The organism is Butyrivibrio sp. TB, from assembly GCF_900110805.1.
Lineage (GTDB): Bacteria > Bacillota > Clostridia > Lachnospirales > Lachnospiraceae > Butyrivibrio > Butyrivibrio fibrisolvens_C.
In genome coordinates, this window is sequence record NZ_FOER01000012.1 from 1 (window position 1) to 26,017 (window position 26,017).

The 26,017-nt window shown below is 39.0% G+C and carries 25 protein-coding genes and 1 pseudogene; all 26 read right to left on the bottom strand.

The window, feature by feature from the left end:
- Positions 1-403: 403 nt before the first annotated feature.
- The 26 genes and pseudogenes from BMX21_RS09300 to BMX21_RS09415 all read right to left on the bottom strand — a co-directional run bounded on the left by BMX21_RS09300 (position 404) and on the right by BMX21_RS09415 (position 25,759).
- Positions 404-2,050, bottom strand: a complete 1,647-nt coding sequence (locus tag BMX21_RS09300; protein WP_092043675.1) for a type 2 periplasmic-binding domain-containing protein — start codon at positions 2,048-2,050, stop codon at positions 404-406.
- A gap of 65 nt (positions 2,051-2,115) precedes the next feature.
- Positions 2,116-3,711, bottom strand: a complete 1,596-nt coding sequence (locus BMX21_RS09305) for a response regulator transcription factor (protein WP_092043678.1) — start codon at positions 3,709-3,711, stop codon at positions 2,116-2,118.
- A gap of 11 nt (positions 3,712-3,722) precedes the next feature.
- The gene (locus tag BMX21_RS09310; protein WP_177173986.1) at positions 3,723-5,465 is read right to left on the bottom strand and encodes a sensor histidine kinase; all 1,743 of its coding nucleotides are present in this window, start codon (positions 5,463-5,465) and stop codon (positions 3,723-3,725) included.
- Between the two features lie 91 nt (positions 5,466-5,556).
- The gene (locus BMX21_RS09315) at positions 5,557-7,113 is read right to left on the bottom strand and encodes a glycoside hydrolase family 43 protein (protein WP_092043684.1); all 1,557 of its coding nucleotides are present in this window, start codon (positions 7,111-7,113) and stop codon (positions 5,557-5,559) included.
- Between the two features lie 35 nt (positions 7,114-7,148).
- The gene (locus BMX21_RS09320) at positions 7,149-9,578 is read right to left on the bottom strand and encodes an endo-1,4-beta-xylanase (protein WP_177173987.1); all 2,430 of its coding nucleotides are present in this window, start codon (positions 9,576-9,578) and stop codon (positions 7,149-7,151) included.
- Between the two features lie 77 nt (positions 9,579-9,655).
- A complete protein-coding gene (locus BMX21_RS09325; protein WP_092043689.1) occupies positions 9,656-11,362 on the bottom strand; it encodes an SGNH/GDSL hydrolase family protein in 1,707 nt (568 codons plus the stop codon).
- Between the two features lie 157 nt (positions 11,363-11,519).
- Positions 11,520-13,628 carry a glycoside hydrolase family 3 C-terminal domain-containing protein gene (locus tag BMX21_RS09330; protein ID WP_092043692.1) on the bottom strand — a complete coding sequence of 703 codons (2,109 nt, stop codon included), beginning with the start codon at positions 13,626-13,628 and terminating at the stop codon, positions 11,520-11,522.
- A gap of 386 nt (positions 13,629-14,014) precedes the next feature.
- Positions 14,015-14,140: pseudogene (locus BMX21_RS20185) on the bottom strand (N-6 DNA methylase); the annotation flags it as partial.
- A 35-nt stretch (positions 14,141-14,175) separates the two neighbouring features.
- Positions 14,176-15,171 carry a hypothetical protein gene (locus tag BMX21_RS09340; RefSeq protein WP_027205461.1) on the bottom strand — a complete coding sequence of 332 codons (996 nt, stop codon included), beginning with the start codon at positions 15,169-15,171 and terminating at the stop codon, positions 14,176-14,178.
- 25 nt (positions 15,172-15,196) lie between these two features.
- A complete protein-coding gene (locus BMX21_RS09345) occupies positions 15,197-15,604 on the bottom strand; it encodes an acyl-CoA thioesterase (RefSeq protein ID WP_092043695.1) in 408 nt (135 codons plus the stop codon).
- A 270-nt stretch (positions 15,605-15,874) separates the two neighbouring features.
- Positions 15,875-16,315, bottom strand: coding sequence for a hypothetical protein (locus BMX21_RS09350; protein ID WP_092043698.1), 441 nt, complete (start codon positions 16,313-16,315; stop codon positions 15,875-15,877).
- 1 nt (position 16,316) lies between these two features.
- On the bottom strand, positions 16,317-16,853 hold the full coding sequence (locus BMX21_RS09355; RefSeq protein ID WP_092043700.1) for a GNAT family N-acetyltransferase: 537 nt from the start codon (positions 16,851-16,853) through the stop codon (positions 16,317-16,319).
- Positions 16,854-16,891: 38 nt separating this feature from the next.
- Positions 16,892-17,476: a hypothetical protein gene (locus BMX21_RS09360; protein WP_092043703.1), complete on the bottom strand. Its 585-nt coding sequence runs from the start codon at positions 17,474-17,476 to the stop codon at positions 16,892-16,894.
- A 15-nt stretch (positions 17,477-17,491) separates the two neighbouring features.
- The gene (locus tag BMX21_RS09365) at positions 17,492-18,076 is read right to left on the bottom strand and encodes an HD domain-containing protein (protein ID WP_092043706.1); all 585 of its coding nucleotides are present in this window, start codon (positions 18,074-18,076) and stop codon (positions 17,492-17,494) included.
- Complete coding sequence (locus BMX21_RS19360) at positions 18,066-18,212, bottom strand: hypothetical protein (RefSeq protein WP_177173988.1); 147 nt, start codon at positions 18,210-18,212, stop codon at positions 18,066-18,068. Before BMX21_RS19360 ends, BMX21_RS09365 begins: the two co-directional genes overlap by 11 nt.
- A gap of 11 nt (positions 18,213-18,223) precedes the next feature.
- The gene (locus tag BMX21_RS09370; RefSeq protein WP_073388067.1) at positions 18,224-18,478 is read right to left on the bottom strand and encodes a TIGR04076 family protein; all 255 of its coding nucleotides are present in this window, start codon (positions 18,476-18,478) and stop codon (positions 18,224-18,226) included.
- Complete coding sequence (locus tag BMX21_RS09375) at positions 18,475-19,107, bottom strand: RpiB/LacA/LacB family sugar-phosphate isomerase (RefSeq protein ID WP_092043709.1); 633 nt, start codon at positions 19,105-19,107, stop codon at positions 18,475-18,477. The genes BMX21_RS09370 and BMX21_RS09375 overlap by 4 nt, the downstream gene beginning before the upstream one ends.
- A 27-nt stretch (positions 19,108-19,134) precedes the next feature.
- A complete protein-coding gene (gene tsaA, locus BMX21_RS09380; RefSeq protein ID WP_022755733.1) occupies positions 19,135-19,587 on the bottom strand; it encodes a tRNA (N6-threonylcarbamoyladenosine(37)-N6)-methyltransferase TrmO in 453 nt (150 codons plus the stop codon).
- 113 nt (positions 19,588-19,700) lie between these two features.
- Positions 19,701-20,612 (bottom strand): hypothetical protein, encoded by a 912-nt coding sequence (locus tag BMX21_RS09385; RefSeq protein WP_143057237.1) that lies wholly within the window; start codon positions 20,610-20,612, stop codon positions 19,701-19,703.
- A 399-nt stretch (positions 20,613-21,011) separates the two neighbouring features.
- The gene (locus BMX21_RS09390) at positions 21,012-21,479 is read right to left on the bottom strand and encodes an HIT family protein (RefSeq protein WP_022758094.1); all 468 of its coding nucleotides are present in this window, start codon (positions 21,477-21,479) and stop codon (positions 21,012-21,014) included.
- 40 nt (positions 21,480-21,519) lie between these two features.
- Positions 21,520-21,642, bottom strand: coding sequence for a hypothetical protein (locus BMX21_RS19845; RefSeq protein ID WP_278304521.1), 123 nt, complete (start codon positions 21,640-21,642; stop codon positions 21,520-21,522).
- Positions 21,643-21,784: 142 nt separating this feature from the next.
- Positions 21,785-22,234: a GNAT family N-acetyltransferase gene (locus tag BMX21_RS09395; protein ID WP_092043715.1), complete on the bottom strand. Its 450-nt coding sequence runs from the start codon at positions 22,232-22,234 to the stop codon at positions 21,785-21,787.
- 133 nt (positions 22,235-22,367) lie between these two features.
- Positions 22,368-22,757: a contact-dependent growth inhibition system immunity protein gene (locus BMX21_RS09400; RefSeq protein ID WP_092043718.1), complete on the bottom strand. Its 390-nt coding sequence runs from the start codon at positions 22,755-22,757 to the stop codon at positions 22,368-22,370.
- Positions 22,758-23,272: 515 nt separating this feature from the next.
- Positions 23,273-23,692 (bottom strand): GNAT family N-acetyltransferase, encoded by a 420-nt coding sequence (locus tag BMX21_RS09405; protein WP_034483717.1) that lies wholly within the window; start codon positions 23,690-23,692, stop codon positions 23,273-23,275.
- A gap of 156 nt (positions 23,693-23,848) precedes the next feature.
- Positions 23,849-24,673, bottom strand: coding sequence for a GNAT family N-acetyltransferase (locus BMX21_RS09410; protein WP_177173989.1), 825 nt, complete (start codon positions 24,671-24,673; stop codon positions 23,849-23,851).
- 54 nt (positions 24,674-24,727) lie between these two features.
- Positions 24,728-25,759: a helix-turn-helix domain-containing protein gene (locus BMX21_RS09415; protein WP_092043724.1), complete on the bottom strand. Its 1,032-nt coding sequence runs from the start codon at positions 25,757-25,759 to the stop codon at positions 24,728-24,730.
- Positions 25,760-26,017 lie beyond the last annotated feature (258 nt).

Consider the following 26,017-nt stretch of genomic DNA (forward strand, 5'->3'; position numbering starts at 1 on the left):
CTAGGCTAATGAAACCACTGTGAGACCTCCACGCTTAAGGCGCACGCTCTTTCTCTCCATATATCCGCCACATTTACTCTGCTACTACAAATGTGATAGTTATTAGACCTCGTTGTTCTTTGCCAACTTATCTCTCGTAGCCTAGCCTTATATGTGATTTCTGTCCGTCGGACCAGAGATTTGCTCACAGCTTCCTTCAGATTCCACCTCACGATGGACACCCTTGCTGTTCAGCTATACACTTCCCACTATCTGGGCGTGTTCGGGACTTTCACCCGTTAGAGCGCACCCATGGCGCGCAAACAAAGAAAGCGCCCACTCCAAATGGAAGGGGCGCTTCTTATTTACAGACTTCCCACCTGTAAAAAACATCACTTTGAGTCTTTTTACAGGTGCAAGTTACTTACTTAGATGAAACTCTTCTATCAAGCTCAGCCTGCATCTCATCCAGAAAATCCTGTGGATTGCAGCGTTCATATGCTTTCATATATTTCTTCCACATAGCTTCAAAATCATCTGCCATTACCACCTGGGGAAGGTATTCGTGTTTGACCTGACCCATCAGGTTCCAGGCAAGGCCTCCGGAGGTTGCATTGGTCATACTGTTGGAGTATGAATACATTGGATACCAGGGGCCTGGAGCTTCATTACTTCCAAGCATGTCCACATAGGTCTTAACTCCATAGGCATCGAAGCACTCTTTGATGCTATCGCTAAGCCCGTCATAATATTCTCCCGGCTGGTCTTCTGGAAGAAGTGAATTGATACCGTCATCGCTTGTGCCTCTGTAACGGGGAAAATATGGATAGTAGCACATATGAGACATCTTATAGTTTGTATTTAAGAGTTTTTCTCTTTGTTCTGGGGTTCTGTAGAATACTCCATTGTCATCAACCTGATAATCTACTCCTTCCTGTCCCCAGAACCTTAAGTTATGTATATCTTCGCTTAGAAGGTCATTAATAAATCCAAGAGCAGCATCAACGTCGCTGCAATCAACTGTAACAGCAATTCCTCCCGATACATTGAGCTGATCTCCTGAGCTATGCCACTGATTATGTACGTCTTCAGAGATAGTAACCGGCACAGGTACATATTCACAGCCTTGCTCATCAAGACCAGCCTGCTTGATAGAATCAAGAGCAAAGCTTGCAAAGTCCCACCACTGATCTACCATTCCCAGAACTCTTCCTGTAGATAACTTAGCTATATACTCTTCATATGTCTGAGTAAATGACTGAGGATCGACTATACCTTTATGAAACTCCTCATTGAGCTTCATAAAATATGCCTTGGCAGTAGGCGTAGTATTATAATCTATTACTTTCAAAGTCTCAGGATCTACAATAACAGATCCGTCATTTGGATATCCATCCAAAAACTGCGGTGCATTCTCAAGGCAGAAATATCTCCAGTCTTCGCACAGTATAGTATAAGGGATGATCTCTGATCCATCTTCCATAGTAGGATTGGCTTCATAGTAAGCTTCTATCAGATCAAAATACTGATCCAGTGTTCTAACCTCGGGATATCCTGCCCACTTTAAAACCCTTGTCTGAATCCAGAATGCCTCATCATTATGGGTACAGGAAGTATCTTTGCCTTTATAATTACTAAACTGTGGAATCCAGTATATATGTCCGTCGGATTGTCTTAATCTGTCCCATTCTTCATCAGAATAGTAAGCCTTGATATTGGGATACTTGTCTATATAATCATCAAGGGCTATAAGCGCTCCGGCTTCATAGAGCTGCTTAGAAGCATCTCCGCCATCTATAAAATCAGGATATTCTCCTGATGCTATGAGCATGGCAACAGCATCCTGGGCGGTCTGACCGTGAAGCCAGGTTTCTGTGACCATAACGCCGGTCTTACTTGCTATGATATTTTTTATTTCATTGTCCTTATTCAGCTCTATTCCTGGAGCCGCATAAAAGGCTGTGAATTCTATGATCTTTTTGTTATTCCCAAATAATAGCCTATTACCCAGGATCAATATAAAAACTGATACAGCCACAAGAATTACAGCTATTATCTTTTTTCTGTTCATATAAAACCTCGTATATATGGCATTAAGTGCCATTTTACTCTAATTGTCTTTACTGACATTTTACTTTAATTGTCTTTCTTCTCCTGTTTTCTGAATTTGGCAGGGGTACATCCCTTTACTGCGATGAACTTGTTGACAAAGTAGTCTACATCCCTGTAACCAACTGCAGCAGCTATCTCATAGATCTTCATATCTGTTGTAAGTAGAAGCGATATAGCCTTTTCAATCCTGTAATTATGCAGATAATCCCTAAAAGAGCAGCCGTATCTTTTATGAAAAAGCTGACCAAGATAAGCGCTGTTAACATAATATTTGTCACCAAGACCCTTCAACGTAAGATTGCTCATATAATTATCTCTTACTTCTCTTTCTATATCGGCAAGAGCGCCTGTGGAGACGTTCTTACGAAGCTGAGAGAGGTAATCGGCATATTCCAGAGCAAACTGTTTAAAATGCTCTTTACTGCCTCTTAAAGCGCCTTTTTCAAAGGTCTTCTCACTAATTATCCTGAGTATCTCTTCCTGGTTTATATCATCATCAAGCTTGGCTGCAAGATTGATAAGCTGGAAAACTATATAATTGATATTAATATCAATAAAGCTGCTGGCGCCTGACTCTCTTACATCTGTGTAGAGCTTTTCTACGGTTTCTAATATTCTGTCTTTGTCATAATCTTCGACAGCTCGGACGAAATCGTCAATAGAATCTTTTAATATCAGTACTTTTTCATTACTATTTTTTATATCATTATCATCGTAGTTGTATATGCTCTGCTTTTCTCTAAAGCCTTTTAAGAATCTAAGCCGGAGGGCTGTTCCGTAGGACTTTGTTGTATTCCTGAGCCCCTTGACGCTTTTACCAACAAAAAGATTTATTTCAAAATTGGTATAGTCGCGTATATAATCGTGAAGCTTAATAAAATAGTCCTCTTCACTACATCCCATATTCACAGAAAGGGATCTTGTATATATAAATCCCACATCATAAATGTTATCATGACCTGATGGATCAAATACAGCATTAAATTCATTATCCGAAAGAAATGCCTTGGCAGCTTCGTATATCTTCCTTTGCATGGCGATCTTGTCAGATTCATCCCTGTCTTCGTCAGGAAGGAAGGCTTCTTCTGCCTGTATCTCTATATATCTTACGATATCATCATCACTTATCTTATTAAGAACTCTTCCCAGCATGACATCATCGAATTTGCCTCTTATAACACCTATAAGATCACGCTCAAAATATGCATCTTCCATCTCCTTGGATATAGGAGCCTTGTCCTGAGTGTGATTTCTTTGCTTAACTTCACCAAGGATCTCTAATAAAGCCTCTTTATCAACAGGTTTTAATATATATCTCTTACAATCATACTTGATAGCAGTCTGGGCATAGGAGAAATCGGCAAAACCGCTGCTGATAACAAAATCTGCATCGCTTACACCGCTTTTTCGTATCTCTTTCAACAGGTCAAGACCGGTCATAACCGGCATCTTGATATCTGCTATTATAAGATCAACCCTGTTATCCTTAAGATAGTCAAGAGCATCCTGACCGTTTGAGAATGTCGCAGCGATCTCGTAGCCCTCGCTATTCCAGTCTATAAGAGCTTTAAGTCCCTGTAATATATGTGGTTCATCATCTACTAACAATACCCTGAGCATTTTTACTATCCTTATCTTAATTTAGTATTCTTATCAGCAGGAATCTTAATAGTTATAAGAGTTCCTACCCCTTTTTCTGAAGATATGTCAAAATAAGTCCCCTCGCCCGCATACATTTTAAGTCGCAGGCATGCATTGATAATTCCCACTCTGCCACTGGTTTTGAGCATATCTATACTTGCATTATTCATCTTATCTGAAAGAGACAAGACATCTTCATCATCCATTCCAATTCCGGTATCTTCTATCTCTATATACATATTATCATCTTTGATATATGCTCTTACGAAGATCCAACCCTTTGAGGCTTTAGGTTCTATAGCATGAATACAGGCATTTTCCACAAAAGTTACCATGGACAGCTTTGGAATATCGTATTCCAGGGCTTCATCGTCTATATCAATAGAATACGAAAGCCTGTCGCCAAATCTATAGCTTTGAAGATCAAGATAAGCGGATACAAAGTTCATCTCATCTTTGATCTTGACCATATCACTTCCCCATTCGACATATTGTCTTTGGATTATGGCAAGATTCTCTATCATCCTGGCAGTTTCCTGTTCCTTTTTGATGATACTGTGCATCCTGATACTCTCAAGAGCATTAAAGAGAAAATGAGGATTGATCTGGCTTTGAAGTGCTAAAAGCTCCGCTTTTTGCCTTGCCATGATGGATTTACTTTCTCTAAGTTTTTGTTTATAGACAGTATCTATAAGATAATTGATACGCTCTGCCATAGTATTATAGTTTCTGGCAAGAAGTGCTATCTCATCATCGCCTTCTGTATCAGTTGCAAGCTCTAAGTGTTCGTCATTATATTTCTTAACTGTACTACTTAGTCTTAGCAGCCTGTTCAGCAAAAGCGCCCTGAAGTAAGTCAGTCCAAAAAGCGGCATGATAAAGCTTATAGCAACAAGAATAAGGACAATAGTAATATATTTATTTACTGCCCTTTTAACATAGTTTTCTCTTTTTAATACATTAATATCGATATCGCAGCCATAGAGCTTAGCTTTTATAGAATAGTCAATACTCTTTTCATCAGCTTTGATCCTGAAATCATCATAAGTTGTATCTGAGATATCATTAGAAAGAACTACACGGTCTTTCTGAGTAACTTCAAACAAAACACCTTCGTTAATGCCTGAAAGCTCTGTAAGTTCCTTAATAAGATAATCGTAGCTAAGTTCAAATACGAGTATTTTTTCTTTAGAAGGCTTCGGATAATAATCCAAAGCCTGAATCAGATATATATGCTTGGATTTTTCTATATTTCTGGTCTCATCCTTGTAATAACCAAACCATAAGAGCTTGTTACTGCCACAGGCTTTAAAATCCTTATACCATAGAGTATCCTTGATACTGTCTATAGTCTGAATTCCGCCACCACCGACAAGTGTAGAGTTGTCCGCATAAAAATTAAAACTACAATGCTCAAGGCTTGCAAGCTCCCATAAGGTCGAGGTCTTGCGCAGATTGCCATAAGCAATGTAGTAGTCATATTCCGAAGCATATTTTGTATTTAGAAAATCATATATTCCGCTATTGAGATATACCGATGTAGTCATCTCATCGATCATCCCAAAATCAGAACCAAGAGTAAACTCAATAGAAGAGGCAACGCCTTTATTTAAGGTCTGCCTCTCCGTTTTTTCTGCATTCCAAATAATACCTGCTATAATACCGTCTACAACAAACAAGGGTATTATAACGAATATCAAGTAGAATATTATTATTTTTTGTGTGATGCTCATTGAATAGAGCTTTTTTATAATACTGTTTTTATAAATATTATTTGTATTAATGCTATTTTTCATTTACAAAACCCGGGTGACAGTAATCATCCTAAGCTTCGTATTCAAAGTCGTTGAAAATAGCTTTTCCACCGGGCTGCTTGGTAGCAAAATTAAATAGTCCGAATCTGCATCCGGTAAAATGATCAAGACCAAAATGAAGCTTATGATTAATTCCTGTATCAATCATTCCGTCGCCCGCATCATAATAAAAATATGCAGTATCCTTACCTCCGGTAAAGTCAGCACAAATCTTGAGCGTAACGACGTCTGTATCTATTATACGCGAAAATACGACATTACCGGGCAGATAATCTATTCTTTTGTCAAATCTGTCAACTTCCTCTTTCTTCCTGACCATAACGACAAGCTCTTTCTGGAAGGACTGATTTCTGACACCCACAAGGCCATAGCATCCCTGCATAGCGCAGATTCCTGCTACATCTCCGTCTTTAAGACCGCTTACATCAACTGTAACCTGAGCGCAGCACTTTGGCATCATCATGCGCTGGGTGAGCATATTTTTGGCATGAACAAGGTTAGTTGCTATCTTGGTATTCTTGATCTCAAGACCGCCTTCATGCTTGATCTTCCAGCCTGAATCACAGGGAAGGTGATTCCACTGCCACTGCTTTTTAAGAGCAGGATGAGATGTTTTGGTCACATCGTATTTAAAATCGTCCGAAGTGTATAGTTTATCATATTTATGATCTTTAGCCAAATTTTGAGTATCAAGAAACTTCTTTATCTCTTTTTCAGAAGGAATCTTAAGATCATCACTTACATATGGGAAGCCGTCCTTGAAAGTAAGAGGAATTATTACCGGTACTCTTCCTACTGCACCGCAGTCCTGGAACAGATATGCAACCCATTTTCCGTCAGGAGTATCAACGATTCCGCCCTGTGCTACGCCTCTTCCGGGATTGCCGATATCATCGATCACAAGGTCTTTTCTTTCGAATTCGCCGTTTAGATCACTTGCTCTGTATACGACCTGTGTTCTCATTCCGGCGCTCTTGGGCCAATGTATAAGGAAGATGTAATAATAGCCGTCAATCTTGTAGATATGAGAGCCTTCATATCTAAGATATACATCATCTGTATCCCTTATTATGATCTTGGAAAGGCCGCCTTCTTTGATAGCAGAAAGGTCAGGCTCAAGCTCTGTGATCCAGATATCTCCATTGCCATAAGTTACATATACCCTTCCGTCATCGTCAAAAAGAAGTGATAAGTCATGGAAGAAGCCATCCATATAGTGTTTCTCCCACTTGCCCTTTTCAATATCATCTGTGGTAAAAAAGTAAGTCTTTTTGATATCAACAGATGAAAAAGCTATATAGTATATTCCGTTATGGAATCTGAGGGTCGGAGCCCACATTCCATGTCCGTATATGCTTTCTTCTCTCTCGAGGTTCTCAGCAGAGCTATCCTCCAGTTTGTCAAAAACATAATTAACTATCTCCCAGTTCACAAGATCATAAGATCTTAAAATAGCGCATCCAGGGAAAAAATACATAGTTGTGCTCACCATATAATAAGCATTACCAACTCTTATAACATCCGGATCCGGATAATCAGTTTTCATAATAGGATTCAAACTCTGCATCGGTCTATTCCTCGTAATAATTTTCTATATTTTTCTCAAGATTCGTAATCTTCTATTATTGCATAGTAAGCATCTTTTTTCTTAAGATCCTTATCAAAAAGGAGCGGATCTTCGCCGCTTCTCCAGGTATGTGCATCGTCGATGCCCCATACTGTGATGCTGGTTACGTTATAGCCTTGATTCTTAAGTTCAAGCATTCCTTCAAAATATGCCTTATACAAATCTGCCTGCTTCTGAAATTCAGCATTAGTACTTGACTTAACGCCTATATCAAGCTCTGTTCCCTGAACTTCATATCCAGCATCAAGAAAGGACTTGGCTGTTTCAAGGAACTTATCAATATCATCACTGGTTGAAAGATGTGACTGCATTCCGATTCCGTCTATCCAGCCATTTTCTTTGACTTCAGAGAGGTTCTCAAGGATAAGATCACCTTTCCACATACATGAATAGTCATTGTAGAAAAGAGAATAATCATCAGATGCATATTTACTTGCATATTCAAATGCTCTTACGTAATAGTCAGGACCCACAACCTCATACCAGAGATTGTTTTTCTGTCTGATTCCGTTCTCATCTCCGTCGCCTACGTCAAAGGCTTCGTTAACAACATCTACTGCATAGATAAGACCAGGATGCTCTTTGTCAAAATATGTAAGGACTGACTTTATATAGCTCTCCATTCGTCTTAGCATAGTCTCTCTGTCAACAAGATCGCCGTCATCTGTGTAATCTTCTGTAAAGAACCATCTTGGAGTCTGATTGTGCCATACAAGAGTATGAAGTCTCATCTGGATGCCGTTTTCTTCGCAGTAATTGATACTAGGCTGACAGTTATCAAAATGAACAGCCGGCTCATAATATGAATCCGGAAGACCACTTGCAGATGCTTCTTTGTCAAGAAGCGATTCAGGCTTCATCTCATTTTCACAAGTGATACTGTTAAAGTTATCCTTAACTGCAGTATCAAAATCAGTCATACTATTAAATACATTATTAGGAAGAGCAACGCCTAGCTTAAATGAATCTTTGTACACATCAAGCATTGTGGTTCCGGCAAGTTCAGAAGCAGCTGCCTTAGCACTTCTGTCCTGTGTAAGGTTCATCTCTTCATCAGAATAAGCTATTGCAAGGATTGTGAACTTCTTGTCTTCACTTCCCTCTGCCATTTTGATCTCAAGCTTGTGAGAGGAAACTTTAGAATCATCAAATGCAATCTCTACATTGTTATTGTTCCAGCCATCAGCTCTATTAGCATCGATAGTAAGCATTAGCTCGCCATCTACATATACTTCTGCTTCTCCATATTCTGAGTTATTAGCTGCTTTGTAGTCAAGAAGGATGTTCTTGCAATTGGCTTCCAAAACAAAAGGCTCGTTACCGCTGACGTCTCGTGACCAGTTATCAGGGAATGTTACTTCGTCGCTCCTGACACTCTGATGAACCTCAGTATCCGTAAGAGTAAAGCTTCCGGTACTAACCTTGGCTCCATTTGAGTCCTTACTTGTAACCAGCTTCATGTTAAGGAAATCCGGTGAATAATAGTAAGTCTCAGGAACAGGAGCAATCTTATCAGTTGCTGTTTTGGTCTTGATCTTAGAGTCTATCTCATTTATGAGATTCATCATTGTATCAGCCATGATCTTGTGACCAAGAGCTGTTGGATGATACTCATCACTAAAGTAAAGGCTGTCTGAAAGATCTCCTGACTCAAATGCTGCAGCTGTACCGTCTTTTACACTTACCATTGGAAGTCCGTACAGATTACCTACAGGAATGTAAAGATCTTCAAGGTTCCACTTGGACTTAAAGACTGCGAACATCAGCATTACTGCTGTCTCATCGTCTTCTTCCAGTATCTGCCTTACAAGACTTTCATAGGCTCTTCCTTCGGTAGGCTCTTCATAATCGTTAACTGCAAACTCTACAACTACAAGATCAGGAGTTTCGCTGCAAAGCGATGTAACGTCTTTGTCATAGCGCATGATACCAAGCGCAGAAGGTGTACCGCCAACACCGGCGTTTACATATTCAATCTCTGCATCAGGATACTGCTCCCCTAGCATTGTAATGAACTGATCGCAATAAGACTTTGTAGTATCCTTAACTCCGCCGCCCTCTGTAATTGACCCGCCGATCATAGCGATGGTGACTTTTTCACCATTTCGAAGCTTATTGACAAAATTCTCTAATCTTCCGTTTGTACCGGTTGAGAGAAGTCCGGACTTTATAGCTTCCTTGTACCACTCCTTTTCATATATTGAAGTGTTGCCAGCTGACTGTGTAGAAGCTGCAGCGCTTGAGTCTGATGCGTTTGCAGATGAATCCGCTGATGCTTCAAGCGCTGCCTGCTGCGTGCTTTCACCCTGAGCTAAGGATCCTTGACCACCACTGTTTGCGGCGGTGCAGCCTGCCAAACATACCATATTTAAAGCAAGTAATAACCCAACTATTCTTCTTTTCATTGTCATAACCTCTAGTCAATACTTTATAGTTTTATACCCGTTTTTATAAATAAATCAAAAGACCAATCGCAGAAGACTTATCTTACAATTCCAAATCCAAGAATCGTAAAGCTCTTTTCTTCGCTTCCCTTAGCCATCTTAACTTCTACTCTTCTCTTTTTGCACTCTGTATCATTAAGGATTATCAGAGGATTGCAGTGTACCCAGCCGTTATCCAAAGGATTGATGCTTCTAACGTATTCCCCATCAACGTATACATCAGCTACTCCCTCAAGAGGGCTTCCTGAATCCTTGTTTATGATAACAAGGCGCTTTGCTTCAACTTCCATTGTGAATGGCTTTGAAAATGAACCGTGCTTTTTGGCATCAAATCTCCAGTTATTTGGAAACTGCTTAGTACCCTTAATGTCCATGTTCATCTCAACAGCCTGAAGCTCTGTATCTGTGCTGTCAAAATCACCTTCGTCGATAAGAGCTTCTACAGGCTTATCTTTTTTGTCAAAAAGAACAACTGTTTCAAAGTCAGTACCGATAGGTGATACCACCTTGTCAAAATCTGTATCTGCTTCGCTCTTATTATCAAGCATGTCTTTCATTACCTGCTCAAGGCACATAGCCATTACGCTGTGGCCTGTGTTGGTCGGATGGAATACATCGTAGAAATACTGTGCCTTAGTAATAAGTCTTCCTGTATCCTTGGTCTTATAGAACTGGTCTGTAACACAGGCTTTAAGACTTACCATCGGAAGATCGTAGGCTTTACCTACAGGGCTGAGTCTATCCTCAAGATTGTAATCGTTAGCAAAAACTGAGAAAAGGATTATAACTGCAGGCTGACTCTTGCCATTCCAGATCTTTCTGACAAGACTTTCAAAGCAGACACCCTTGGTCTCATCGCCTTCATCATTAACAGCGAATTCAACGATAACAACATCCGGTTCAACCTCACCGTCTCTTCTTACATCTCTGTCATAGCGAAGCATTCCAAGCTCTGAAGGGGTTCCGCCAACACCGGCCTTTACATAATGGATGTTTTCATCCATTCCTGTGAGCTTTTTGAAAGCTTCGTATGTCTTATATGCATAACATTCTGTGTTGATCGGAACAGCACCGGCGCCCTGTGTTATGGAACCGCCGATAAATGCGATCGTTGTATCTTCTCCGCGTCTTGCCTTTTCTACAGCCTTGTTGAATCTGTAGGAGTTACCAACCTGAAGGACGCTGTCCCTTACATGTGCTGCAAATTCTGCGCTTTCAAGATCTACTGGTGCATCCTCTTCCTGAACAGGTGCATCAAATCCGTCATTAAGATAAAGCTTAACTGTCACATTGGCAGTAAAGTCATTAGCGCCATATTCAAAGCGGCACTGACCAACTTCCTTATCTTCATCAGTAAGATCGATAGCAGAAAGATCAAGAAGGTGCTCAGCTCCGTTACAAGCTACAGGCATCTCAAGAAGTGTTCCGCCTCCGAGGAGGTCATTCTTGCCATAGAACTGGAATACGAACTTACACTCTGTATCCTTGTCACAGCCATCAACTATTACTCCGATACTATGAACGAGCTTCTTAAAGCCCTGCGCTGTTTTCAGCATATCTATAAGATTTTCATCAGAAAGATTACCAACGAACTTACTTGCTTCTATAAGTCTTCCGCCATCAAGATAGATGGGAGTGATTCCCTTTCCATCAGGTGTTGGGAAGGCAAATACATTCTTATCCTTCATCAGAAAGTAAAACTGTCTCTTTTTCTCCGGATCTCTTGGAGCAACCGGTCCACGCATTTTAAATTCCTCTTTTCCAAATGGCATATCGCAGAATACGATATGCCACTTTTGACTTTACTTTTTAAATATTCTTTTCTATATATATAATTCAAATACTATATTCTAGCAAAATCCTGATATACGATTTTTATATCGAATTATTTAGTTAATCTGATCAAAACTCAATGCTGACATGTGCAGCAGATGTTCCTGTAAGCTCAGCGCTTCTATTATCAGGTCCTGCAAATCCTACATATATATCAGCCTTGGAGCCTTCGAAGACTCTCTCGCCTTCTTCGTTTACAACCATAAGTGACTTCTTAGGTACTGTGAATGTCACTGTCTTGGTCTCGCCTTTTTTAAGTTCAACTCTTTCGAAGTCTACAAGGTGAGCATTAGGAACTTCAAGTGCTGAGTCAGCAACCTTAAGATAAAGCTGAAGTACATCACTTACATCTGCATCTCCTGTATTGGATACAGTAACTTCTACCTGTGCATCTCCATCTGCGAAGTCCTTAACAACCTTAAGATCTTTAGCGCTAGTCTTGGAATAAGTAAGACCATATCCAAATGGGAAGAGAACCTTGTTGTCATCTTCGATGAATCTGTAGGTTCTGCCCTTCATGCTGTAATCTGTGAACTCAGGAAGATCCTCAAGGCTGTTATAAATGGTAACAGGGAGCTTACCTGAAGGTGATACCTTACCAAAGAGGATATCAGCGATGCTCTTACCGCCCTGTCCGCCCGGATACCATGTCTGAAGGACTGCAGCGCAGTGCTCGTTGGCAAATCTAAGATCCATAGCACTTCCTGTCATAACAAGAAGGATGATAGGCTTACCTGTCTTAACAAGTGCATCGAAGAGAACTTCCTGGCTTTCAGGGAACTCAAGAGTGTTCTTGTCTCCTGAAGCATAGGAGTTACCTGTATCTCCCTCTTCTCCTTCAAGTGTCTCATCAAGTCCAAGGCACAGAACTGTAAGATCTGTATTCTCAGCTGCGATAACAGCTTCTGTAACTCTGTCAAAAGGCTTGGCAAGGTTCTCTTCCTTGTCCATGAAGAGGTGAGCACCCTTAGCGTAATGTACGCTTATGTCATCTCCTGCTTCGTCCATGATTCCTTCAAGTACAGTCACGTGTCTTCCGGGTGTTCCGTGATAGTTACCTATAAGAGCAGCTCTGGAATCAGCATTAGGTCCTATTACAGCAATGCTTCCGATCTTCTTTTTATCAAGAGGAAGGATGCCGTCATTCTTAAGAAGGACAACGCTTTCAAGAGCAGCCTTGTCAGCAAGCTGTCTGTGCTCCTTGGTATCGATATCCTTAAATCCAAGGCTATCCCATTCATTTTCTTCAAACATTCCAAGCATGAAACGTGTTGTAAAAAGTCTGATAGCAGACTCTCTTACAGTCTTCTCATCAATAAGTCCTTTTCTCTTAGCAGAGAGGATCTTCTGATATGTGCAGCCGCAGTTAACATCACATCCTGCTTCAAGAGCAAGCTTGACACTTCTTTCAGGAGTAGCTGTAACCTTGTGATTCTCATGGAAGTCTCTGATAGCCCAGCAGTCAGATACGAAGTGGCCCTTGAATCCCCACTTGCCACGAAGGACTTCTTTCATAAGATAGTTGTGTCCGCAGCATGGCTCGCCGTTAGTTCTGTTGTAAGCGCCCATGACAGCTTCAACTTCGCCTTCTTTGACACAAGCTTCGAATGCGGGAAGATATGTCTCATACATCTCCTTAAGGCTTACTCTTGCATCAAATGAATGGCGCAGAGCTTCGGGTCCTGAATGTACAGCAAAGTGCTTAGCACAGGCTGCAGCAAGCATAGTCTTCTTTTTGCCCTGAATACCCTTGATAAAAGGAATTGCCATCTTGGAGATGTGTACAGGATCTTCGCCGTATGTCTCCTGTCCTCTTCCCCAACGAGGATCTCTGAAGAGGTTGACATTGGGTGACCAGATTGTAAGTCCCTTATAGATATCTCTGTCGCCTCTCTTGGAAGATTCATTATATCTGGCTCTTGCTTCTATACCGATGCAGTTACCGATCTCTTCCATGAGCTCTTTATCGAATGTTGCTCCAAGTCCTATAGACTGAGGAAATACAGTAGCGGTTCCACTGCGGGCAAGTCCGTGAAGTCCTTCATTCCACCAGTTGTATTCCGGAACTCCGAGTCTTTCAATCGCCGGAGAATCGTAACGCAGCTGTGATGCCACTTCTTCAAAGGTCATCTTTTTTACAAGCTCTTCAGCTTTTTTTCTTGCTTCTTCTCTGTTCATTGGTTTAAAGTACCTCTCATCTTATTAACAGCTATAAATAGCTTCTGAAAATTCATGTATATAGGGTTGCCCTAGTCTTAGCCGATTCCTGGGAATCCCCAAAGTTTTAGCATTCCCTATATGTATGATTTTCAGTTTGTTATAGCTTTATTCTTAAATTGCTTTTTATTGCACAGGTTACAACATCTACACCTGTAACATGATATTTAGAATTATATTTATTAATTGCAAAGTCTTCTATTCAGATATACACAATTACTTCTCATATATTGCGATATAAAAGCGAAAATAAATTTCCGCGATAAATAACGCAAAAGCGAGCATCATCTATCGTAAAACGCCAGATGATGCTCGCTTTTTAGTTATATACAATGATATATAGCTATTCAATTGGTTTTGCAAATAGCAAAAGTCTGATCATTAATCTCCCGGCCAAAAGACACGAGTTCTGTAGACGCATTAAGACTATGAAGATATTCCTCCGCTACAGAAAGCATTCCTCCAGTACCACAAGCAGGATCATATTTTGGCCTCTAACACTAAATCCTCAAAAAAGTCTTGGTAAATAGTAAAACAAAAGAACGATCAGTACTCCTATAAGTAAATATTTTAGTCTTTCCCTATCCACCTTACTTGGATTATGTAGCTTTTCATCACTTACAACATACCCAGGATAGTTATCGGGCTTTTCTTCAGGAATGAAGTCAGCTTCAACAGCTTTGCCATACCAGGTAGTTCCGGCATTTTCAGATATATACTTTTTGTATTTCTCAGCATTTTCAATATCACCAAGCTTTTTGGCTGTAAGATACAGATAGTACTGCCTTGCAACTTCATCCAAAGGTCTTTCCTGAGGAGTGCCAAGTACGGTATATATCTTTTCATAGTCATTATTTATGCAGCAATAAGCATAGTCTCTGTACAGCTGCAAGTCTTTGTATATCTTAAAATTCCATATAGAATGCCTAGCCTTAGGGTAAAGCTTGCATCCCTCGTCCGCACAGGATTTAACTGTATCATAGTCATTGTAGTAAAGCGCTATAAGCTGCTTTAAATGCAAAGCTATCAGCATATTGTTGGCTGTTGCGGATGCTTCCTGCATAAGGCCAAGACATTTAGACGCTTTATCTATTTTTCCAAGTCTATACAAAATGCTTCCGAAATTATACTGAGTAACACTCCACAACATCTGCTTGTTCAGGGTTGTCGGAACAAAGGAAAGGTACCTTGAAAGGCCTTTATCCGGTCGGCATTCTCTGAAGGCATATCTGTTAAGTTCGCGGTGAAGAACTCTTTTTTGCTTAAGGTATAATATTTCTGTAAGTAAAATAGCTACTACAATGAGCCTAAGCCAGGTACTATCATGCGGAATAAGCCTTCCACCTTGAAAGATATAAAAGGCACTTCCAAATACAACAATATAAAAAATAGTTCTTAAGAAATTGAACTTTCTTACACAATTGCCTTTAAATTCCTTATCTTCGTCGCATGCATCATCCCCGATTATCTGCAAAATTCTGTTCCACTCTTCTTTGTTACTCATGTTACTTATTCTCCCTCTAAAACTCTTACTCCGCAGCCAGATCGCTAAGTACCTTGTAAAGCTCAGGCTGCTCGTCTTTCATACGTATAGGCCTTCCTTCTCTGTCTAAAAATGCATGAGAAGATGTAGCTTTACATACAGTCTTACCCGCCTTGTTCTTCATCTCATATGCAAGATGGAGCTTAACGCCTTTGAACTCTTTGACCTTGACACTTATCTGAACATGGTCCGAGAACGTAGTACTGATTTTATAGTCGCAGTTCACATTCAAAACCGGTGATATTATCCCCATTTCTTCAAGCTTTGCATAGTCCCATCCAATCTGAGACAGAAAATCTATCCTGGCTTCTTCCATCCACCTGATATAATTTGAATGATGCGTTATTCCCATCCTGTCGGTTTCGTAATACTGAACGATGTGTGTGTATTCCATGTTATAAACCTCTTTTATCAAAAAATCTTTAATCTCAAATTATTAAACTATGTACTACTATAACAAAAAATGAACCGGATGACAGATTTTTTGTCATCCGGCTTATTTCACTGCGTGTAAAGCTCTGTTATCTCTATCAAAAGATATTACAGAGCTTTTCCGGGTGTTTTATTTAGAGCTTTCGCATTTTCAGTCTAGTATAGTCCAATCAGTCCGATCCATCTGTTCATCAAGTACATACAATAGTTATCGTAAACAATTTATTTTTTCTCATTCTTTTTTTCCAAACAACCTCTCAAAAAAGCCAGGCTTTCTTTCTTTTTGAGCTTTAACCCAAAGAGGTATACCATTTTCATCAAGCTCTTCCGGAGCCAGAAGGTTAACGGCATCCTTGGTATATAAGTCAAGATTTACAGGTGTAACTTTGGTCTTTACAGACGGTTTCTTTGCAGTATTATCGCTGTAAGGATAAGTGCTGCAGTACACCTCATAGTCAAAGACATCTTTATGTTCATCCAGATATTTTTTCAGATAATAAGCTCTTAATGGACATAGCTCAGGATCCTCATTTTCAGGCGTATCCTCATAGCCAGTTGCAAGGAACAATTTGCCTTCTTTTATAATCATGGTACAAACATTAATATCTATGATTGTTATGTCCAAGTCCTGCGATAACGTACATATGTGATCATATAATTCTCTGACTTTCATTTTAACCTTTCTCCTTTTGGATTGTTAGCAGGAATACATCTGATTCGAAAGTTGCACTTCCATCATTTTTTGTATATGACGAACTGTGGTCGTACACCATCCCAAGTTTCTCCATGACTCTTCTGCTTCCTATGTTTTCCTTTGCGCACTCACCCTCAAATGTGCGTGCCCCATAGACCTTTGCTGCATGCATCATTAGTGCATTCATTCCTTCTACGGTATAGCCTTTACCCCAGTCATCGTATCTGTTGACATAAGATAAAGTCCACACATCTCTGTCCACATCATGGTTAAGAGCGTAGATTCCAACTGCATGTCCATCCTCTTTATCAGACACCAGCATGAGTATATTGATCTTGGAAGTGGGATCTTTCTTGGGTAGCCATGCAAGTGGCTCTTCAGGAGACTTACATGCAGAGCCAAGCAAATACTTGAAGACTCTCTCATCCATATCCCAGGCAGTCATTACCTTATAATCTTCAGGCATAAGGCGCCTCATTATCAGTCTTTTAGATTCTACAACTTCTTGATTGTTCATTTCTTTTCTCCTATACAGTAACTACAACCAGATTCTATTTAATCATAAACAGATCGATCTTCTTCTGAAATGTTTTCTAATTCAAGGTATTCCTCATATTCCCTTAAGTATGGACGCTTGTTTTTTAGTACAGACATATTTCTTTTTAACACATCAATACTATTGCTCGGATTCTGAATATAAAAACGACATATTTCATGAATCCTGTTTTTACAGTCTTCTATTCTATAATCCGACTGAGAAATTAGAGCTATACAGTAATAATAGCCTATTATATCAAATTCAAAATCAGCACTGGTATGTTGTTCAGAAGGATGATATGTTTCAAGTGTTTTTAATACAGTATCTACAATACATTCTTCCTGAGCAAATGAAGTCATTCGCTCATATTCATTTAGCTTTATCGGGACATGTGAGAACTGAGCGAATTTCTTACATAATTTCCATATTTTTTCAGGATCAGCATTAATTTGCTCACATGCTGACATCAACGGTAATGTTAATTTGCGCTTCATTGCAATTTCTTCAATGCTAGAGCCTCTTATTACATGATTTTCCCTACTAGCGTTCTCAACCGCTTCTAAGTAATTCTTTATTTCTTCTACAGATGGTATTTTCCCCATAACACTCCCCTCTCTTCAACACTCTTTTCTATACTCATTCAGAAATGCTTCCATGAACGCATGGCGCTCACTAGCTATATCAGCTGCTGCCTCAGTATTCATCAAATCTTTCAGAAGTAAAAGCTTATCATCAAAATGTTTTAATGAATCTTCCAAAGACCTGTCATGCTTTCCGCCATACGCAAATGTTCTTGCTATTCCTATAGCTCCAATTGCATCAAGTCTGTCTGCATCCTGTACAATTTTTCCCTCCAGAGTCTCAGGCACCTTGTCCTTATTATGACTAAAGGATACTCCATTTATAATATCCACTATCCATTCTATGGTTTCAACCTGAATATCCTGACCTTCCAAAAAAGTTCTCGCATTCTGATTGTTCTTGGTATTAAAAAGTTTGTGATCATCGACATCATGAAGAATAGCTGCCAAAGAGATCACAAACAAGTCCGCTTCCTGATACTTAGAACTAATAGAAAGGGCATTGTGATAAACCCTTAGAGAATGGTCTGTATCATGTCCGTCCGAATTATTATCGAATACTTTCTGTATATATTTAATTGCATTGCTAATAATCTTTTTTTGGGCATCGTCACTCAACATTTACTTCTCCACGAAAGATTACTGATACATGAGTAATCTTGTTGTCCGGATCAAGGGAGTTGACCTCCTTAAGCATCTCCAGCCTGCTACTCATCATGTATTCAATATCGTCATTGGTCGCTATTCTTATTTCCATATTTTTCCTCTCTAAGAATCAATCTCGATATTGAATTTTACAGTTTCGCCACAGTCTATGCACTGATATGGTCCATTCTTGAGATTGCCACCTCTTCTGAATGCATAGATAAAAGGATAAATAGCCTGCATCGCTACCATGCATACGTTATCACTATTTTCTTTATCAAGATCACTTCCTACAAAACGTATAACATCGCCTTCCTTATATTTGGGGCAATGACTTTCTATTACTGTAACTTTAACCTTGTTATCTGTATAATTCATGCTTTTAATTCCTCGCCTAACCGCTTAGCAATTTCAGGATCCGTTCCGTTAGTTAATACAAAAATTATGACATCCTTTTTGCTAAGCATCTTTTTAAGTAATTCCTCGTCCAGCTTATCAAGTAGCTCCAAAAAGCTTATCTGTGAATCAGCCTTTATCTTCTTTAATATCGCAGTATCTCTGAGTTTTCTTTCGCTCTCATTTTTGGGATATCCCTGTCCGAATGGCTCGGAAAAAACACTCTCGATTGTCTTTTCAAGATTATCTGCTCCATTCCACGTATACTCTTCTCCAAGTGGAAGTGATATAGCATTGCCGTTATTAATCTGTGCAAAGAGATATGCATCTTTTGGTGTTGGTACATAGCCGCACAAAACTCCAGGCATATTATTACAAGCAAGCATCATACCCTGCCCGGAAGAGCACCCGGTAACAACAAAATCAACTGATTCACTCGCCAGCAATAATCCTATCAATAGCGATATATCTATATAGCTATATGAACAAATATCATCTTCCGAGCAGCCAAAATTGTATATTTCTGATCCGGAAGCATATTTCTCTACTGCTGAATACAGCAACTTATTTTTACTAATCTGTGAGGTTGCCTGAATAATTGCTATTTTCATTAAAATAATCCTCTACAAAAAGTATATTTAGAAATAATGTTCCATCAAACGATCTACCCATTCAGGGACAGCCGCATCTTTCTTATCATATACAGGGTAATACGGTTTTATATCCAAAACAGGAGTGCCATCTATGGCATCAAGTCCCTTAACAACCAGCGTATCCTCAGAAACAGAAACCACTTTGACGGAAGTCATTCCGATGCGGTTAGGTCTATCTTTTCCTCTCTGGGAAAAAATACCGACAAGTGGCATATCTTCTCTGTTCTGCGGTCTTCTTTGCAGATGTTTATCTTTTTCATACTTTGCTTTATCAAGATGATAAAGAATGATCACATGAGAAAAATCTTCGAGTCCCTTCAATCCTGAAATGTATTGGGAATCCAGAACTATAGAAGAAGTATCCTCACCCCAGGAAACATCTTTTCTGTCCTTAACTTCATTTCTAACATAGCCAATTGGTTCCATTTCAATCTTCATAGCAGTCCTCCTCAAGTAAAGCTCATGTTAATCCAAATCTTCTGTCTTTAAATCATCAACATCAAAAAACATTTTTTCATCCCTGCCCAAATTAGTAATAATTATGCCAAGTCTCACTCAAGTACTGGATGGAAAACGTTAAAATTTGTAAAGCTATGATGGTATAGGTATAAGCACACTTCCCCATCCGAAGTTGCCAGGTGAAAGCCATTACTTTCAGCTAAAGAAATGATTTCGTCTAACATTTGCTGCTTTTCAGAATCTGTATAATTATCTGATGAATTTTCTTTTATTCGTATAGAATCCATATCCAATACTATCGCACCGTCTCCATACTTAAAATCCGCTTCAACTACGTCGTTGTAGCAAAAATAATACTGATCAAGAACAACCTTATCATTAGTATCATTATCAACATAAGACCCCCACCACGGAACATCATTATATCTATAGGGTGGAACCGTGTCATATACTCGTCCTAAAGAGGTTGCCTCAAAATGGTCCCAGTCATAGGCGAACCACATTTGGGAATTCGAACCTGACAGGTTAATGCCATTTTTTTCAGCTAAGGTCATGATTTCGTCTAACATATATTGCTTTTGAGAATCTGAATAAAGATCTGATGAATTCTCTTTTATTCGTATAGAATCCATATCCAATATTATAGTACTGCCTCTAACCTTAAAATCTGCTTCAACTACGTCGTTGTAACAAAAATAATGCTGATCAAGGACAACCTTATCATTACTATATATACCAACATAAGTTGCCGACCACGAACCATCAAAATAATGCCAGTAGTTTTTTAGCAAAATGGAAATTGTAATGATCATAAAACAGGTCAGCAATACCATTACAATACTTTTGCAACGAATGCCCAAGGTAACACTTAATTGTTTCCTTTTTAAACACCATCCTATTAGATAAAAAACAGGTACAGATAAAACTGCATCCAGGAAAATAACTAACAAAACATAACTTAAGAACATTTCTTGTGAGTCGCCTCCAAGAAATCTAAAATCCAAAAATTTCACCCAAGCAAGCAATAATAATATCCTGAATAAATTGAAAGCCACTTTCTCTTTTCGCGATGGAGACTGAATGATCATATAAAACAAAATACTGCACAAAAACGGAAGCAGGATAAGAAGTATATGGAAAATAGACATAAATCCGAATTCGGCCGATAAAATTGATATAAGGAAAATTAAATCTGTTATTATGGATACCATGATTATTTCTATGGTTCTAATATATTTATTCACTGTATTTCATACTCCCTTGCCTAGATGAATATCTTTAGTTGTTATTTTACAACTCTCCCCTCTCTATTCTCCAAACTTTCTATTTCTTACACGAATACCAATGCTGTGATAGAAAATGTACCAATCAGAATAGTATTCATAATAATCCACTCATTTTGCTTATTTAAGCAGTTTATCCAGCTCGCAAAGAAGCTTTGCTTTCATCTCCTCAAGTTCTTCGGTGCCGGGTCTATTACTATCAGCATACATTTCTTCCATAGGATACCACCAAACTGGTCCCTTGCCGTTGTTGCCATAGTTCTCTATATCTCCAGCTCTTCTTGGGAAAAGATGCCAGTGTATATGTGCACCACCTTCGCCGTTACCAAGGCATTCATAATTCATCTTTTCGGCTCCAAAAGCGTTTTTGACAGCTTCTGCAACAAGAGTCATCTCCTGCAAATGCTTAGCTCTTGTTTCCTTATCAAGATCAAACAGTTCCACAACATGATCCTTATAAAGAAAAAGAGTATATCCTTTAAAATGTTGAAAATCTCCAATAACCACAAATCCCGTTTCAAGTTCCTTAACAAGAAAGGGATTTTTTCCTTCTTTTGTCTCTTTTATTCTTTCACATATTCCGCACATTTTCATTCCCCATAAACCGTAATATTAGCACCACACATTATTATACCTTCTCTATCTCGTGATCTATCAGCTTGTAGATCCAGCTCTCTTCTAATTCAGAAATAACTGTCTGCACTGTTTCTTCTACAGATAATTCTTCCCTTGTTGCAAACTTATACTCCATTTTCGTCTACTCCTGTGCAAATCCCAATGCAAGCTTTTACAGCTTCTTCATCAACCAGTACGCATCCATATAAGTATAGCCTGCTGAACTTTCAAAAGGCTTTGCTTAAATTCATACCCTACAAAAAAGTCTGATTCAATAATTATTTCTGAAGCTTCATTTTCAGGAGAGAAACATAATCATCTTCCAGCATTTTTTCTCCTGTAAAATCAAATCCGTTGCGTTTATAAAAAGCTATTCCTCTTTCGTTTTGCTCAAGAACCCAAAGCCAGTCCGCTTTCTTTTCTTTGGTAGCAAAGTTAAGGAGCTTTGCACCAATCTTCTGGCTCTGGAACTGCGGCTCTACAAACAATTTTACGATCTGCCTGTCATCAAGCCTTATCATGCCTTTTACTACACCATCATCAAAAACATAGGTATTATTCAGAATATCCGGATTATCCAAATATTCTTTCGCTGTATCAAGAACATTTAACTCGCCAAAATAGAATGCATCGTACTTAAAGATTGGATAAAAATTAGTACGATAATTTGTAACTATCAGCTCTGCTATGCGAGATACATCTGAAATTGTTGCTTGTCTTATTGCCATATCATTTCCTTACATCATATAGATACTTATTATGCTATTTGTATACTTTTATTTTTTTGCATACAATCTTTTCTATCAGCTCATTCTGAAGAGTCATGCTCCTGGAAGTCGGTTTGAATCATCAAGAGCACTCTTATTTAAACCTATCTAATAGTTCACTTGGTATTTCTTCATTCGCTTCGATATCGGAACGATTATCCTCGACTATCTTCTTAAGGGAATCTAATTCTTCCTGATTATCTGTCCAATCCCTGTCATTAAGGCTAAGTAACGCCAGAAGAAGGTCTCCTTCAAAATGTGTCACGCACACAAGCGGATCATCCGCTAACATCTCTATCGCTATTGGAAGAAGGTATTTAAGTCCGATCTTTTGTCCGATCAAACATCTGATCTCTTCATCCGATAAGCTTTCAATGGGCTTTTGCCTGGCTTCATGACAAGTAACAATAATGTACGTATCATGTGTAGGCTCGCCCCAGTAATCATTTTCCAGTTCTTCAATTGATTTACTTAAATCTACCATTTACTGCTCCTACTTGTTGTCTTTTTCTTCTATGAGTTCTGAGATTTTGGTCTTGTCATAGTTCCTTAATTATAGTAAATGGCTTAAGGAAATGCACTTTGCCAATCATCAAATGTCCTATATGCCAGCATTAGATAACTGGCATAAGGCATTTCTAAAGTCGTTTACTATAGGCTACAATACGCAATATATATCAAAATCATAGTTTCATTATTCTACCACAGATCATGGTAATAATATATCAGAAATGCAGAATTAGTATGGATTTTTCATCTAAATATTAGTTGTATAAATACTAACCTTGTAGTTATAGGCAGGGCAACAAAAATGCCCTGCGCACACTTTGTACGCAAGGCAAAGGTAAAAAATCAAATCAAACAATTCCTTCAAATAGAACTTTATCCCCTATCTGAACTCTTTCAACGCCTTGTTTCTTCTTTTGATTGAAGTTGAAACTCAGCATATATCCAGTATTCAGATTCCAATAAGTTACTTATTCCGGGTTTTGTCATTTATTACGTATATATTACTTTTCTAAGGGCCGGTCCACAGTTCTCGTGTGGAAGGATCTTGAATCCCTGTTTTACATAAAACTGCTCTTTGCCTTGCGCAGCTATGAGCTGAATGCTAAGCCTTGCGCCTTTGGGAGCTTCTGCCTGTATAATCTCTACAAGCCTGTTCACGATAGTAGATCCGATCTTCTGTCCCTGATACTCAGGTCTTACTACTACATCAACTATGGTAAAATACATTCCGTCTCCAACAACTCTTCCCATGGCTACAGGAAGATCGCCATCTTTGGCTAATATAAAGTAAACGCTATTATTGATTGCTTTTTCTGACTGCTCAGGGCAGAAGTTGTTCCACTCTACTGACTTCCTTAAATCATAATATGTCTGCAAGTCCGGGATCTGCTGTGAATAAGTAATTGCCATACCTTTTATGTCTCCTTCTGTTTCTTTTGTTTAATGATCTGAGCATCCAACTGTTCCAATGACCATAGCTGATATTATAAAAGATGCAGTTAATCTTTTTATTTTCATCTTATACCTCACTCTTTTTTATTACTAATTCTATACTCAAACCATTCGTCATCTGTCTTGTACTTTCCAATAAGCAGTCAGCAGGTTCCCTTTTTCCTTCTTTATGAACCCCATTGATTCATAAAGGTTAATCGCTAGCCCATTGTCAAAGTCCACAAGAAGCATCATATCTTTAGGCTCATTCTCTAGAAGCGCCTTAGCCAAAAGCTGTCTGCCGTAGCCTTTTCTGCGATATTCCTCTTTTACCAGTAGGTCGAATGGCTCATTCTCAGCAAAACAATGAGTAACATCAATATACCCAGTCACAACGCCATCTTCAACTGCCACAAAGGTTTTGAAACGATCAGTAGCTTCCATAACCTTTTCACCGGTCCAATACACATCTTTGGTGTGCATCTTAAGATACTGCTCTGTATATTCTTCAGAAAGAGGCTCTATACATGGAATCTTGCACTCAGGCATTTTATGGGTATAAACCATCTTGAGCTGCTCTTTGTCAAAATCCGCGCTGCGCTTTATTAAGCCATCCTTGATCAGATGATTACGCGGGTTGAAAACAAAGTCAGCCTCGTATCCAGGATAACTTTTTTCTATAAATGAAAGCAAATCTTCAACTGCGCTTTCTTCTCTTGTAATTCCAATAAGCATCTCAAGATACTTTTCCTCAGGAATGATCAAAAGAATGAATAAGCCATTGATTCCATCGCTATTCTCAGTAACAAAACAGTGATGGTCTTTCTTAGTAAGCATATCCTCAGGCTTTTCACCTGCTTCAAGTCTTTGGGTCAGATGAGGATCGGAAAATTTTGAATCCTCCAAGAAGCTGTTAATAAAGGCATCATATTCATTTAATTTAGTAACACTTTTTATCATATTTTCCTCATACAAGGGATGTGACTCATACCAAGTGCACATCCCTTTCGTAATTTATTTATTCTTTTTAATTCCCTTTAACCTGGCAATTTCTCTGACATATCTGTCAACCTGCTCACCTTCGGTCACGTCATAATCTTCCTTGAGGTTTTCAATCAGTCTCTGATAATCCTTGATAGCCTTATCGTATTCCTTGTGTGATTCATGTAGCTGTGCCATTGAGCAAAGACCCTCTGCAATTCTGGGCTTTTCCTGCATATCAAAAGACTTTTCGTAAGCTTCCAAGGCCTTATCATACATTCCGAGTTTGGCGTATCCATCCCCTAAATCGCAAAATGCCTGCCACTCATTGGGAAACTCTTTAATCATTTTTTCCCAGATCTCTTTTGCCTCTTCCAAGCGGCCTTTACCAAATGCCACATCACCTGTATACAAGAGATATTGATGATTTTTTCTGGCTTTCTTCATCTGTTCAATATACGGAATCGCATCATCATACCTGCCATCTACAATCATATTTTCCAAAAGAGCATATAGACAGCGGTAATTCCCCGGATATTTATCCAACAATTCTGTAAAGAAACGAATCACGTGAAAATGGTTATCATACCACTCATCGCCGCAGACGCCTCCATTAGCTTCGAGGAAGTCAGCCCATCCGCCCTTGTCATCCGGATCCATCTCTAATACTTTCTGTGCATAGTCTGAAGCCAGTTCGTGATCACTATGTGCTCTGTGGTTGTATATACTTGCAAGGTTTCCAAGGGCACGTATATCCTTTGGATCCTGTTTAAGCCTATCTTCCAAAAAGCTGATTGCCTGTCTGAATGTATCAGGATGAATTCTTCTCTCGTTAAAGATCATGTTCTCGATGCGCTGCATATGTTCCTCATAGGGAAGCTCAAAAAGCTCATCGATACTTACCCCAAAGAATATTGCAATCCTTGGAAGAAGTGATATATCCGGGTCACTGGCGCCTGTCTCCCACTTGGAAACCGCCTGATATGATACCCCCAGGTACTCAGCCAATTCTTCCTGCTTTGCCTGTTTCTGTAATCTAAAATACTTAATCTGTTTACCTATCATATAAAGCCCTTTCTCAACTTGGTGTTGAATTTTTCTATAAAGAAATGGCCATCTCTTTTCTATAATCAGATTATAGGTACAGATTGTATACGAATCAATCGAGAATATTTTTAGTTGATTCTATCTTTAGTTGAGTCTGTATCTGACGTCAAGTTGGCACAACGTACATTTATCTGGACAATTATTATCTGTTCTTCATCATATCATTATCCTTGCACCTCTAATAAACCAATCCGATTCTCATATAATTTGCCCCTA